We start from the raw sequence: 13,356 nt of genomic DNA, 5'->3' as shown, positions 1-13,356 counted from the left end.
AACCTAACTAAAATTTATACAAAGTTATGACAAATTTAAGAAAAGGTGTCATGTATGTGCTTACATTCATGGCCGCAACAGTATTCATGAGTTCTTGCCAACAAGATGAAGAGATGGCAACTCAAATTGACGAAAGTATAGTTTCGGAAGAAGTAAAAGATCAATTAAAAGATCTTGGATTTGATCCGAGTGATGCTTACCGCGAAAAGTTCAACAACCCACTAAATGGTGACCAAGGTTTCAATTATGTGGTAGAAGGTGACATTTTAATTAATGAAAAACAATTAAGAGAAATGTCCGAAAGCGAATTATTCCATACAGGTAAATTCGCTGAACAGTACAGAACATCTAATCTAGTTAGCCAAAACAGAACAATTAATGTGATTGGTTATACTGGAAATAATTCGAATGGATTAGATTCAAAAATGAGAACTGCATTGCAGTGGGCAGTTGACAATTACAACGCACTTAATACTGGATTAACTTTCACATTAACTTACGGAACTAACTATTCCCCTTATGACATGGTAGTTTATAGAGTAAGTGGTTCTGGTGGTGGAAGCGCAGGATTCCCGAGCGGAGGTGATCCATACAAATTTATCCAAATCCAATCAGGCACTAGCAATTATGACACTAATGTAGTTGAGCACGTAATTGGACATGAAATGGGACATTCGGTTGGCTTACGTCACACTGATTGGTTTAACCGTTCATATTCTTGCGGTTCTGGTGGAAGTGAAGGTACTGCAGGTGTAGGGGCAATACATATTCCAGGCACTCCAACAAATATTGATGCAAATTCCTTAATGCTTGCTTGCTTTAGTGCAAATGAAGATGGTGAATTTGGCTACTATGACAGAGTAGCTTTAGAATACTTATACTAATAACTATTTGGAGTTAAAGGTAACAATAGAAAAGGTCAGCGATTGCTGACCTTTTTTACTTTTTGATATGTACCAGATTATTTTTTAGGAGGCCTACTTGGTCTTACCTCAATTTTGCTTGGCAAGGTTCTAGGGTTCATTTCCAATAAATCAACTACCATTTGACCTATATCCTCTTTTTGGATTTTCCAATAATCGTTTTCATTGGGTTCATGATCATTAAAATAGGTTGCCACTGAACCTGGCATAATGGTAGAAACATTAATGCCCTCTTGCCTTAAATCCAGCATTACTGATTGAGTAAAACCTGTTAAACCAAACTTACTGGCATTATAAGCGGAACCACCTGGGAAGAAGTTTGTACCGGCAAGACTGGAAATAGTAAAGAAATAACCACCATTTTTCTTTAAAGCTTCAACACTGGATTTGATAGTATAGAAGACACCTGTTAAATTGGTATCAATCACTTCATTCCATTTATCTATTTCCATTTCATCTATAGAAGCAAAATGCCCTAAACCTGCATTAGCAATGACTATATCAAGCTTTCCCCATTTATCCAAAACGGCATTCACACAAGTTTGCTGGTTTTCAAAGGATCTAACATCGGCTTGAAGTCCTAAAACTTCCCCTTTAGCATTCTTCGCTAAAGATGCTGCTGCTTTATCAGCTGATTCTTGGCTTCTACTGGTGATGGCAACATTGATTCCTTTTGCTAATAAGGCTTCCGCTATTCCATAGCCTATTCCTTTACTTCCACCTGTTATAAGCGCTGTTTTATTTTCTAAGTTTTGCATAATTTGATTTTGTTTACACTAAATCAACTGATTCAAAATTGATTGGTTACAAAATAAATAAGCGAAACTTATTTTTTTTGTCTGAATAGATATCCTACACCTTTGATAGTCTTAATATAGCCCTCTCCTAGCAATTGCCTGATTTTTAGGATATGAATATCGACAGAACGCAAAGTCACTTTAGCAGCATTGCCCCAAATAGCTTGCATGAGCTGTTCCCGTGAAAAAACTTGATTGGGAAAACGCGCTAAGAACAATAGTATATCATAAGACTTAGATTGAATTTGTAATAAATCTTTGGAGGGCATTTTAAAAAGTAATCGTTTTTTAACATCAAAATACAAATCCCTTATTTCATATTCTTCTATTGGTTTTAAATTAAAAAAGGAATCTTCTGCACCAAAAAACTTTGACAATCTCTTTTTAAAGGCATTTTTCCTTAATGGCTTTCTTAAGAAAAAATCAATTCCGGATTCGTAACTCAATATTTCATTGCGTTCATCATCATTGGAGGTAAGCGCAATGATTTTGGGTTCAATCTCCCTCAAGGCCACCTCGCTTTTAAGATACTTAAAGAGACTTATTCCATCATAATTTTGATTTCCAATTTCAGAGATAATTAACTGGGGTTGATGTTTATTGATGAGTTGGATTGCGTGTTGAGTATCCAATGCCAAAGCCACATTGAAATTTTCCGATTCCAATATTTTCACCAAATCCCTTAATGTACTTTTATCATCGTCAGCTATTACGGCCGTTCTGCTTTGTTGCATTTTTTAGATACTCCTTAAAATGATTACTCTAAGAAAGCACAAATTGGAAATGAATCTATACCCAAAAAATGAAGTTAAAACGAAAATAACTTGAAGGTAAACTAGCCTTAATATTGGATATGAAAATCAGGTGAATTATTAATATAGAGTTAAAATAAGCTTTGAGCTATATTTTAATCTCCCTTAAACTTTTCCATAGTAGCTACACCTTCCCCACTGATTCCTTCGGCTTTGAATACTCATGAATACGATCCTCAAATTAAGCATTTGCTCTACCAACTATGCAAGTTGGAGAAGCATTAAGAAAAAAAGCTACAATAGAACAACTAACTTTACGGTATTAAAGGAATTATTCAACCTCAAAAATTAATTCATCCATTTCAATATAAGATTCACGTTGTTCCTTTTTACGAATGTAAACTGCATCATCTGTAATATATAAAAATGGCATATACTTATCGCCAAGCTCTAGCTGACCTAACAATTCAAACTTATGGTTAAAAACCAATAAATTTAGTGAGTAATCTGCATTTTTTTCAACATCTAAATCACGCGCTAACATATAGGGTCTATAATAAAATTTGCGGAACTCGTCATAGATCAAAGGATAGTATGAAATCGGTTCATCTAGTTTTTTGATCCGTAATGAATTTACTGCACCTTCAAGTTCTGCAGATGTAATTGGCTCCATGTCAGGTATTGAGGCTTTAACATCGCTATATTTAATTATTTTAGAATTTTTGGTATCTGAATAAATAATTTGCAGATCTGCCGTAAATGGATAATGGATAATATTTATGTTGTTAATGCTTAATAAAAATGGGTCTGATCTATATGCTAATGTTTGATCCTTACCTACATATTCAGATCCAAATACTTCAGTAGGGAATATTTTAACCTTTTTATCTAGGAAGTCATAATGCGCAAATTGTAAAGATTTGAGAAAATCTAAATCATGATTAGCCTTTCTAGATACTACATGAAAATTCATATTGTCGCTATTGGAATTTTCGATATCCACTGGTCTATATTGTCCCTTTTCATTAAAAGTTCCTTTGAAAGATTTTCCATCTTTAAAATAGTCAACATCTCCATTAGGAGCTAACCAATAAAAATAATCTATATTACGAATTGCATGGTAGCTACTGTCGGTTTTTATCATATGATATAATCCATTAATAGGGTACTTTGCATCATTGAAGGGAATATGATCAACAATTTTTTTTTCATCAAAATTTATTAAAGTAATTCTCTTGCGCATCCAGTCATAATAATGAAGTACGGATTCACCTTTTTTATTATAAACAACAAATTTATAATGGCTATTAATCCCTTCAGCTCCTATTTTAATATTAAACGGCTTGGTATTATAGTCAATTTGTGAAATTTCGTCCTCAGATTTACAGGACATTAAGACAAATAAAAACAGACTTAATAAAACTAAATTATATTTACTCATAACCTTTTAGATTAAAAAAAGGAGACTTTAAAGTCTCCTCAAATACTACAATATACTTGATTGTCAATTAAGCACAGGAAGAATTAGGTCCATAAACAGATCGGAGTGTTTTGGTAGTTGTCTGACCAGTTGATAAGTCAGTAACTGTAATTACATCACCTGCACAACAGTTCCAAGCAAATTCAGCGGCATAATCATCCCAATTAGTAACTGTATAACTATTACCATCACATGAGGCATTTGAATAACTTAAAGAAGCAAAACAAAACACCAAAGCAAATAAAACTCTCATTAATTTTTTCATCATCTTAAAATTTATAGTTTTTAAATAATTCAATGAACTTTGCGCTAGGTTCAATTTCAAATTAAAGAGCTTCTACTGTCATTTCCCGTCAGTCACATATTTTTTTTGACAAAAACATATGAATTTTTCTCGTTATCAAATAAAATTTCAGGGTTATACCCGTAGTATAACCTCAAATCATCTATAATTCGATAAATTGTTCTTTCTGAAACATTAAGTTTAGTAGCTAAAGCTGAAGGGTTACCTGTTCTTTCCTTATTGATCAATTCGTTTACGAACATGAATCTTTCTACATACTTAAGACCTGACATGTGGGTAAGATTAAAGTTGAAAATTTATTACCCTTTAATATATATATATATATATAATAAATTCAAAATAATATTTGAATTCAAATACTTTATGATGTCAATCTCCCTTAAATTTCTCCATAGTGGCTACTCCTTCCCCACTGATTCCTTCTGCTCTGAATACTTTAATGATAGTTTTAAATATGATCCTTAAATCAAGCAAAAATGATTGGTTTTGAACATACCAAAGATCATACTCAAATTTCTTTTGCCAGCTAATTGTATTTCTACCATTAATTTGCGCCCATCCAGTAATTCCTGGGGTAACGCAATGTCTTTTGCTTTGTTCTTTACTATATAAGGGTAAATATTCTACTAGCAAGGGTCTAGGTCCAATAAAAGACATATCACCTTTTAGAATATTTAATAATTGTGGAATTTCATCCATGCTGGTTTTTCGTACAATTTTACCAATCCATGTTAGTCTTTCTGAATCGGGTAACAATTCACCTTTATCGTCCTTGTCATCTCTCATGGTTTTGAATTTAACCAGCAAGAATATTTTTTCATTCAAACCAGGTCTTCTCTGTTTGAAAAACACCTTACCGTTTTGAAAAAGACCTAAAAGCAACGCAACTATTAAAAAAATAGGACTAGCAATTATTAAGGCAATAAGAGCGACTAGTTTGTCGAAAAAAGGTTTAATAATTTTTCTATACATACTACTTTATTACTCCTAAATGCATAATAGCATCTCCTTGGTGTACAATTGGATTATGATTTAGCCCAATGACATATCCGTTTACGGAAGAAGTGATTTTACTCTTAAAACCACCAAATGGATCATTGACGTGTCCTAATAATTGGTTTTTCTTGATAATATCTCCACTTTTTACAGCTGAAAGAAAGACCCCTGATTTCTTAGCCCGTACCCATGATGAGTTCTTGATGATTAAATTTTCATAAGTTGACTTCTCTGCTTCATCCCTCATGCCCAAATGTTGCATCAATCTTCTGGTTCCTTTTATACCTTCTCGAATTGCGAATTCATCAAATCTGGAGGATTCCCCACCTTCATAAACCAAAATATTCTTCCCAAACTTATTAGCAGTTTGACGCAGAGAATTAGGACGGAATTTGGAATCAAGAGTGAAAGGAGCGTGAAAAGCTTCGGCCAATTCAACATTTTTATCATCCTTCATCATACACCTAATTTGCGGATAATTGGTCCTATCAGCTCCACCAGTATGAAAATCGATACCATAATCTATCAACGGAATAATCTCATTTGTTAGAAAATATGCCATTCTGGAAGCTAAAGAACCATTCTTATTCCCTGGAAATGAGCGATTGACATCTTTCCCATCTGGTACATAACGAGAGAAATAAATAAAGCCATAAACATTAATGATTGGAATGCAGATTACAGTCCCTATTTTAGGGATATGATCATTATTCTCAATGATTCGCCTCACTATTTCAGAGCCATTAATTTCATCCCCATGTAAGCCCCCCATTAGCAATAAAACAGGGCCGGGTTCTTCAGCTCTAGCTACAGTTATAGACACATCTATGGTAGTATGGGAAGGCAGTCTGGCAATATTGACATCCACCACTTTCTCTTCACCTGCTTTTATTTCAATTCCGTTTAGGATCATCTATTAAAAATTAGACCTTTATGTAGAGGGTTAATATTGTAAAGTAATTTTTGGTTTTTAAATGAAAAATACCACCAAATAAAACCTGAAACTAATAAACCGATCGTAGCTCCAACTATGGTATCTACCATGAAATGTTGAAACAAATATACACGTGATACGGCTACCAGAATGGCCAGTAACATATAAATCACTTGTAGTAATTTATTTTTTGTCAATAGAATAAGTATGGTTGCCAATGCAAAAGCAGAAGCTGAATGACCGCTAGGCATGCTATAAAAGGAACCTAATTCTATGCCTTCCACTAAATTAAAAGAAGATAAAGATTCTTCGAAATGCAAGGCTGGACGTTCAACATTAAAGACCACCATTTTTAAAAACTGGACAATTGCAAAATGTATCAAACCGGTTAAGGTTAAAAGTATTGCATAATACAATCGATAGAGTAATAATACCACCCCTGTAATAATGAATATATGGGCTTCTCCCAAATAGGTAACATAAGTAAAAAAAGCATCCCCAAAAGGATTATGTCTTTTATTTAGCCATAACAAGAATGTTCCTTTATCCAAAAATAGCACTAAGGCCAAGGCTGTCAAAAAATAAAGCACATACATCAAAAATGCAGGGCTTTGTAATTTATCTTTTAAGCTTTCCATTCAAATCTTAAATATTTAATGGTCTCACCCACTTTAGAAAATTTTCTTTCGTAACGAGTAGTAATTCCATAATGCTCTCCTAAATATACAGAATTATGCAAATCATCTGTAAAATGCAAATCATTTATATCATCTCTAGCAGGTAAAACCTCCTTAATTGTCCAATTAAATAAATCGGCATTATCAGTTTTGAAATATATCCTGCCTTTACCTCCTTGAATACGCTTATAAATTTCCAAAAAACGATGAAAGGTCAATCTTCTCTTCTCATCCCTATCTCTTGGCCTTGGGTCAGGATGTATAATCCAAATATCCTTCACTTCACCCGGTGCAAACATCAGTTCTAAATCCAAAATAAAATTCCTTGCAAATGCGGCATTTCCTAAGCCTTCTTCAATGGCTTTAGTACTTCCTTGCCATAAACGCTCTCCTTTAATATCAATCCCCACAAAATTTTCATTGGGGAATTCTTTGGCCAAGCCGATGGTGTATTCACCTCTTCCACAAGCTAATTCAAGATTGATCGGATTACTATTTTTGAAGATTTCTTTATTCCAATTTGATTTAATACTTGAAACCCTCTCATCTCCGTATTCAATTACATTATGGCGATTTTGTAAATCTTCAAATCTTTTTAATTTTTGTCTACTCATATTTACAGATTGGGAATTTCAGCTACTGCAAAGGTAGAACCTCCTATAAAAATTAAGTCTTTATCAGAGGCATTTTTTTGAGCTTTTTCTATGGCTTGTGATACTGTAGGATAAGCATTTCCTTTCAAGCCAAAATCTTTTGCGGTATTCTTTAATTCATTGGCATCCAAAGCCCGGGGAATATTAGCTTGGGTGAAATAATAATGGGCGTTTTTAGGTAATAACGCTAAGACACCTTCTAACTTCTTGTCATTCACTGTAGCAAATACAAAATGTAAATGCTCATGAGGTTCATGTTCAAGCATTTTTGTAATGTATTCAAAGGCGGTGATATTGTGTCCTGTATCTGCTATCATTTTAGCTTTTGAAACAGCATTGTGAATTCTCTGCCATCTTCCTTTTATACCTGAATTTTGAATAACCTCTTTTAATCCATTTTGAATATGCTTTGGATTAATCTTATAACCTTTTTCATTCAGTACATCTATAGCCGTAAAGGTACTGGCCAAATTCTGCATTTGATATGTGGCAGAAAGCCCAGATTCGAATTCTATAATTTTATTATTAAGGAGATTTTTAGCTTGAAAATGCCGGCTAGGAATAGACTCTTTTATGACTGAAATTTTATAATGTTCTTTACTGTCAATAAATGGTGCATTTTTTGATTCCGCTACCTCTTTAATAATTAACTTAAGTTCATTTTCTCTTACTGAGGTTATTATAGAGATATTTTCTTTTATAATCCCTGCTTTCTCTGCTGTGATTTCTTCTAAGGTATTTCCCAAAAATTGCTGATGATCCAAGCCAATTTGCGTAATAATGGATAGCTCTGGCTTTATAACATTAGTACAATCCAATCTTCCTCCCATCCCTACTTCAATTACGGCAATATCTACTTCTTGTTTGGCAAAATAATCAAAAGCCATGGCTGTAGTAAGCTCGAAAAATGAAGGTCTTAACTCGGCAATTATCGGTTTGAATTTTTCCACATATTCAATCACTTCTTTTTCGGTAATAGGAACTCCATTTATCCTCATTCTCTCTGTAAAACTTTTGAGATGTGGGGAGGTATATAGGGCCGTTTTGTAACCTGATTCCTTTAAGACAGAAGCTAAAAATGAAGCCGTGCTACCTTTCCCATTAGTTCCTGCAACATGAATATATTTCCCTTTCTTTTGAGGATTTCCCAATGACTCTAACAGAGCCAAAGTATTATGCAAATCCTTTTTGTAAGCTGAGCCACCCACACGCTGAAACATGGGTAGTTGTTCAAATAAAAAAGCTTCCGCTTCTTGGTATGTCATATTTTAAAATGGATTCTAAAATTTAATTAGAGCGAATTAAAAATGTAATGGTTCCCTTTGATTGAGGTGCTGTTTTACCTCCTGATGTTCTGCTAAAAGTTAATTTAGCTACCTCATCTTGGTAAATCTTTACTACCTCTGCCGAAACAGTGGTTTCAATAGCTCTTACTGAAATCACTTCCCCATTACTATCAACTCTAATTTCAAAAACAATCTTTCCACTTTGTTCAGTTGGGTCGTTAGGTCTCGGTGGTGAATCCCATTTCCAACCGGACATATCCAATTGACTACCACTTCCTCCACCTTGAGGCCCCATCATGGCTTCTGCATCTACCTCTCCATCTGGATTTCCTTGGTCGCCTTCTTTATCATTTGTTTCGCCTTGTGATTTGCTATCTCCTGGAAATAGGGCATTAGGATTGGCCTTAGGCTCTTCTTTCTTTTCTTCCTTCTCTTCTTTTTTAGGGGTTTCCTTAGCTTTTTCAGTTGGTGTGTCTTCCACTTTTACTGGAGCTTCTTCATCTGTAACAGCTTCCTCTACAACTTCTTCTGCAGGCTCGGAAACTTCTTCGACAACATCTTCAGCCTCAGCATCTGTAGTTTCTTCTACTTGATCTTCAACAGTCTCTTCGGATTCTTCTGTGGGCGTTTCTTCTAATTCTTCAGTTTCTTGAGCAGAAACCGGCTCATTTCCAGAACCTTGATTATCAATACCCATATTTAGCTCTATACCATATTCAGGAAGTGGTGGATAGGGTTCTTTCCAAGCTGTTACCCATAGGAATAGCAGAAGCAACAAAATATGAAGCCCTACCGATACGGATATTCCAATTATCCGATTTTTCTTTTCCCTATGTGCATAATCACTCATTTGGCTGTGCCGCTATAGAAACTTTTGCTTTTAATGAGGCCGCAATACCAGCTACTTTTACTAAATGTTCTGTAGGAACGCTTTTGTCAATATGTAATACTACAACGCCCTCATCTGCATTTCGTAATTCTCTTTTAATAGCCGTTTCCAAATCTGAAACTGCCACTCTTTTATCATTAACGAAATAAAGCATGTCCTTGGTTATAGTCACACTCACTTTTTGCATGACAATGTTGGTGGATTTACTCGATGGTAAATTTACCGGAAGTCCTGATGGGGTAATGAAAGATGAAGTAAGCATAAAGAATATCAATAATAGAAATATGATATCCGTCATGGAAGACATGCTAAAAGCAGGATCAACATTATGTCTGGATTTCAATGACATTGCACCTTATTTAGATTCTTGAAGTAAATCAATAAATTCAACGGAACTATATTCCATTTTATGAATCACCTTTTGCACTTGGGTTACTAAATAATTATAGCCTAAATAAGCAATAATACCAACTGATAAACCAACTGCAGTTGTAATCATGGCTTCGTAAATTCCCTCTGAAAGTAATTTCGGACTCACAGATCCTTCTTCTTGTGCAATCGCAATAAAGGCTTGAATCATACCCGTAACAGTCCCTAAAAATCCAATCATAGGTGCCGCACCGGAAATAGTAGCCAGTAAGGATAGATTTTTCTCCAATCGATAAATTTCAACCTTACCAACATTTTCAATCGAAACCTCTATATTCTTAAGTGGACTTCCAATTCTTGAAACTCCTTTTTCCAACATCTTGGCAATAGGGGTTTCATTTTGTGAACAAATCATCCTAGCCTGATCAATTTTGCCTTCAGTAACCAGTGATTTTACTTGATTTAATAATCCTGGAGGAGTTTTGGCAGATTTCTTAATGGTTAGTATCCGCTCAACAAAAATAGCAATTGCTGCAGCTGATAATAACAAAAGGGGAATCATAACATATCCCCCTTTTAAAAGTAAGTCGAACAAATTAACGCTTTCTTCAGAAGCGTTTACCATTGCGGAATCAGCAACAGTAGTAACTTGTAATAGTGTCATATTTTATAATATCAATATTTCAATGGCCAAGGTTGTTCTTTAAATTGACCTGACAATTCAGTAGCTCTAGTGCTCGCAGCCGCAAAACTTTCTGTTTCTTCAATAGCTACTCTATTGAATTTACTTTTTCCGAAAGGTGGAATAATATAAGCATTGGTACCATCTTTCGTTAGCTTTTCTGCATAGTCTTTAGCCAAATCTTCATCAAAGAAACTTCCCACTACCACATATGAACGCCCCGTCCTTGAGTTTAGTGTATTGACTTGCCCCTCAACTGGCTCCTCCGGCTCAATAACTTCTGGTTCTGGCTCCACTTCTTTTTCTACTACTACAGGCTCAGTTTCTTCAACAGGTTCTTTTTCAACAACAGGTTCTTCTGCTGGTTCCCTAAGGAAAAACCAATAAACTAACGCAACAGCAATCAGTATAATTATAGATAATGTAATGATAATTGGCGCTGCAGATTGTTTTTTAGGGGGGGTGTAAGTTGAAACTGGCGGTTCCTCTTCTAACTCCTCCTCATCATCTCCGAAAGGATTTGGATCGTACTCCTCTTCAGCATATTTTGAAAATGAATCTTCAGTGGTTTCAGCAGTATCAAATGAAGTTTCAATCTCAGCTTCTTCTTGAGGAGTAGTATCATCATCTGAATCGAAATCATCGGAGGGTTCAGACTTTTCCTCATCACCGTCTAAATCTGGAAGACCGAAATCTTCATCATCTTGCTCAGGCTCGTTATGTATGTTTTCGTCCTTATACTCTTCGTCTTTTTTGTCCTTTTTGGCCATATTCTGGTAATTTAAGGTTTACTCTAGCTTAAAAGTATTAAAAAATTATAATACTTTATCAATAAACTATTATTTTTAATGAAAATCAATACTCAATAATAAGTAGATTTAACTATAAGAATCAAATATAATGGCAAATATTGATATTAAAAACATTAAAATGAATATGTGAAACCACCCAAAATTTGGAAACCACGGTTGGGATAACCCAAATAATACTCGTATTTATTGGCTATCAGGTTATTAGCATGTAAGAAAACCTGACTCCTATTACTTAACTGGTAACCTAATTTTATTCCTAAATCATATATGGGAGGTATAGATTCATCTACATTGAATGAATAACTAGCATTTTCTTGAACAAATGTATTGACATTATTCATGCGGCCTTGTAAATAAGCATTCAAACCAATCTTCAATTTATTGGCTATCCAATATTGGGAATTCAATTTTAAAGTATAATTCGGACGGAATGGCATCAATTGAGTTTCCCCTACATTATAATAGAAATAATCTCCTCTTAAATTAATTTTTAATTGAGCAATATCGGTAGAAACAGAAGCATATACATTGGCCTCTGTATTATTTTCACTGAAATACTTTGCTCTATATCTTATCTCACCTTGCGATTCACTATAAATTGCCTCATAACCAAAATTATGACGTACTGAGGCAACGCTAAAACCTAATTCATAGCCAAAGAAATTGCTTAAAGAACCATTTAATCCGCCATAGAATTGGAATGGCATTAAAGTATTATAAACACCAATTGTATTATCCAAATAAGGATTTTCCATCAAAAAATCTCTGTATCGGTTAGCTCTTACATCCCCATTTAAACCACCAAATACACTTAATTTATCAAATGGCCTGTAAACAATATTCAAATCGGGATATATATGAAATTTATTCATGCCTTGAAGCGTATCATTCTCATTCACCATATTTAAGCCTATTCCTATTCTTAATTTTTCTTTGACAAACTTTACGCCAGACTTAAACCTTAATAAATTCCGATTTTGAGCAGAATCCAATTGATCGAATTTTAAATTACTGATATAGCCATCAGCATTAAAATAAATTGAAAAATCATTATTTATGTCATAACTATTTTTAAAATTATAATCAAATGAAAATTCTGAATTATTGATATTGGTAAATAATTGATAGGCATCTATATCCAAACCATAATAATATTTACTATTATCATTATGGTCTTCTAATGATATTTTGGCGCCAATTGTGTGGAAGGTTCGTTGTAAGGTATCTCTATCCACTTCTGAAGTCAAAGCCGTATCATATCCGTATAAATAGTTATTATGTCGCTCATAATATGCCTCTGCATTCAAAACTGCTTTCTGAAAAATTAATTTTCCGTAAGGATTTACTCGTTGATAACCAGAACCAGAATTTCTTCCATCTATGGAGCCATTTGCAAAGCTTTGGTGGAATAAATTGACACCATAGCTTTTGTCCTTACTTCTTTTGCTCGCAAAATTTCCTTCGAAATAGGATGCCCCATAATTTCCTCCGCCAATTTTAAGTTGATTAGCATATAGCTTTTCCAGCTTTTCATCTTGAATGGTCAGCACTCTAATTCTAGGTGAAAGATGACTGAGATTGGGTACAAACTCCCGTGAATTGAAGTCAACTTCTATTGGAGATAGATTTTCTTTTATTTCCGGCACTTTTTTGAAATCCCTATTGACTCTGGGCAGATCAATTTTACGGTCCTTCTCAATTATGACTTGGGAATCTTCCAAATCTCCTTCCTGATTCCAGTTATCCTGCCCGAATACTGCTAAAGGAATACAAAAAATTATAAATAAAATATATTTTAGCAT

Annotated in this window: 16 protein-coding genes; 1 reads left to right on the top strand and 15 read right to left on the bottom strand. The window is 34.2% G+C overall.

Going from position 1 to position 13,356, the window contains the following annotated elements; translation table 11 throughout:
* Window positions 1-26: 26 nt before the first annotated feature.
* Window positions 27-884: a M57 family metalloprotease gene (locus ACFE0M_RS14440; RefSeq protein WP_434546486.1), complete on the top strand. Its 858-nt coding sequence runs from the start codon at window positions 27-29 to the stop codon at window positions 882-884.
* Between the two features lie 77 nt (window positions 885-961).
* On the opposite strand, the gene ACFE0M_RS14435 is transcribed toward ACFE0M_RS14440, so the two are convergent.
* From ACFE0M_RS14435 to ACFE0M_RS14365, 15 genes are all read right to left on the bottom strand, one after another.
* The gene (locus ACFE0M_RS14435) at window positions 962-1,681 is read right to left on the bottom strand and encodes an SDR family oxidoreductase (RefSeq protein ID WP_434546485.1); all 720 of its coding nucleotides are present in this window, start codon (window positions 1,679-1,681) and stop codon (window positions 962-964) included.
* A 68-nt stretch (window positions 1,682-1,749) separates the two neighbouring features.
* A complete protein-coding gene (locus tag ACFE0M_RS14430; protein ID WP_434546484.1) occupies window positions 1,750-2,454 on the bottom strand; it encodes a response regulator transcription factor in 705 nt (234 codons plus the stop codon).
* Between the two features lie 349 nt (window positions 2,455-2,803).
* Complete coding sequence (locus ACFE0M_RS14425; RefSeq protein ID WP_434546483.1) at window positions 2,804-3,913, bottom strand: DUF4221 family protein; 1,110 nt, start codon at window positions 3,911-3,913, stop codon at window positions 2,804-2,806.
* A gap of 67 nt (window positions 3,914-3,980) precedes the next feature.
* Window positions 3,981-4,220, bottom strand: a complete 240-nt coding sequence (locus ACFE0M_RS14420) for a hypothetical protein (protein WP_434546482.1) — start codon at window positions 4,218-4,220, stop codon at window positions 3,981-3,983.
* 89 nt (window positions 4,221-4,309) lie between these two features.
* On the bottom strand, window positions 4,310-4,528 hold the full coding sequence (locus ACFE0M_RS14415) for an HTH domain-containing protein (protein ID WP_434546481.1): 219 nt from the start codon (window positions 4,526-4,528) through the stop codon (window positions 4,310-4,312).
* A gap of 97 nt (window positions 4,529-4,625) precedes the next feature.
* Window positions 4,626-5,228 carry a sugar transferase gene (locus tag ACFE0M_RS14410; protein WP_434546480.1) on the bottom strand — a complete coding sequence of 201 codons (603 nt, stop codon included), beginning with the start codon at window positions 5,226-5,228 and terminating at the stop codon, window positions 4,626-4,628.
* Window position 5,229: 1 nt separating this feature from the next.
* Window positions 5,230-6,165, bottom strand: coding sequence for a succinylglutamate desuccinylase/aspartoacylase family protein (locus tag ACFE0M_RS14405; protein WP_434546479.1), 936 nt, complete (start codon window positions 6,163-6,165; stop codon window positions 5,230-5,232).
* Window positions 6,162-6,824, bottom strand: coding sequence for a phosphatase PAP2 family protein (locus ACFE0M_RS14400; protein ID WP_434546478.1), 663 nt, complete (start codon window positions 6,822-6,824; stop codon window positions 6,162-6,164). Before ACFE0M_RS14400 ends, ACFE0M_RS14405 begins: the two co-directional genes overlap by 4 nt.
* Window positions 6,812-7,477 carry a tRNA (guanosine(46)-N7)-methyltransferase TrmB gene (trmB, locus tag ACFE0M_RS14395; RefSeq protein WP_434546477.1) on the bottom strand — a complete coding sequence of 222 codons (666 nt, stop codon included), beginning with the start codon at window positions 7,475-7,477 and terminating at the stop codon, window positions 6,812-6,814. The genes ACFE0M_RS14400 and trmB overlap by 13 nt, the downstream gene beginning before the upstream one ends.
* Window positions 7,478-7,479: 2 nt before the next feature.
* Window positions 7,480-8,781 (bottom strand): bifunctional folylpolyglutamate synthase/dihydrofolate synthase, encoded by a 1,302-nt coding sequence (locus ACFE0M_RS14390; protein WP_434546476.1) that lies wholly within the window; start codon window positions 8,779-8,781, stop codon window positions 7,480-7,482.
* 22 nt (window positions 8,782-8,803) lie between these two features.
* A complete protein-coding gene (locus ACFE0M_RS14385; RefSeq protein ID WP_434546475.1) occupies window positions 8,804-9,652 on the bottom strand; it encodes a hypothetical protein in 849 nt (282 codons plus the stop codon).
* Entirely contained in the window at window positions 9,645-10,040 is a 396-nt protein-coding gene (locus tag ACFE0M_RS14380; protein ID WP_434546474.1) for an ExbD/TolR family protein, read from the bottom strand. The genes ACFE0M_RS14385 and ACFE0M_RS14380 overlap by 8 nt, the downstream gene beginning before the upstream one ends.
* Window positions 10,041-10,046: 6 nt before the next feature.
* The gene (locus tag ACFE0M_RS14375) at window positions 10,047-10,724 is read right to left on the bottom strand and encodes a MotA/TolQ/ExbB proton channel family protein (protein WP_434546473.1); all 678 of its coding nucleotides are present in this window, start codon (window positions 10,722-10,724) and stop codon (window positions 10,047-10,049) included.
* 11 nt (window positions 10,725-10,735) lie between these two features.
* The gene (locus ACFE0M_RS14370) at window positions 10,736-11,512 is read right to left on the bottom strand and encodes an SPOR domain-containing protein (protein ID WP_434546472.1); all 777 of its coding nucleotides are present in this window, start codon (window positions 11,510-11,512) and stop codon (window positions 10,736-10,738) included.
* 155 nt (window positions 11,513-11,667) lie between these two features.
* Window positions 11,668-13,356 carry a hypothetical protein gene (locus tag ACFE0M_RS14365; RefSeq protein WP_434546471.1) on the bottom strand — a complete coding sequence of 563 codons (1,689 nt, stop codon included), beginning with the start codon at window positions 13,354-13,356 and terminating at the stop codon, window positions 11,668-11,670.

This window comes from Marivirga sp., from assembly GCF_051117495.1.
Taxonomy (GTDB): domain Bacteria; phylum Bacteroidota; class Bacteroidia; order Cytophagales; family Cyclobacteriaceae; genus Marivirga.
The sequence above is the reverse complement of the archived record's forward strand: the minus strand, read 5'-3'. Positions and strand labels throughout refer to the sequence as shown.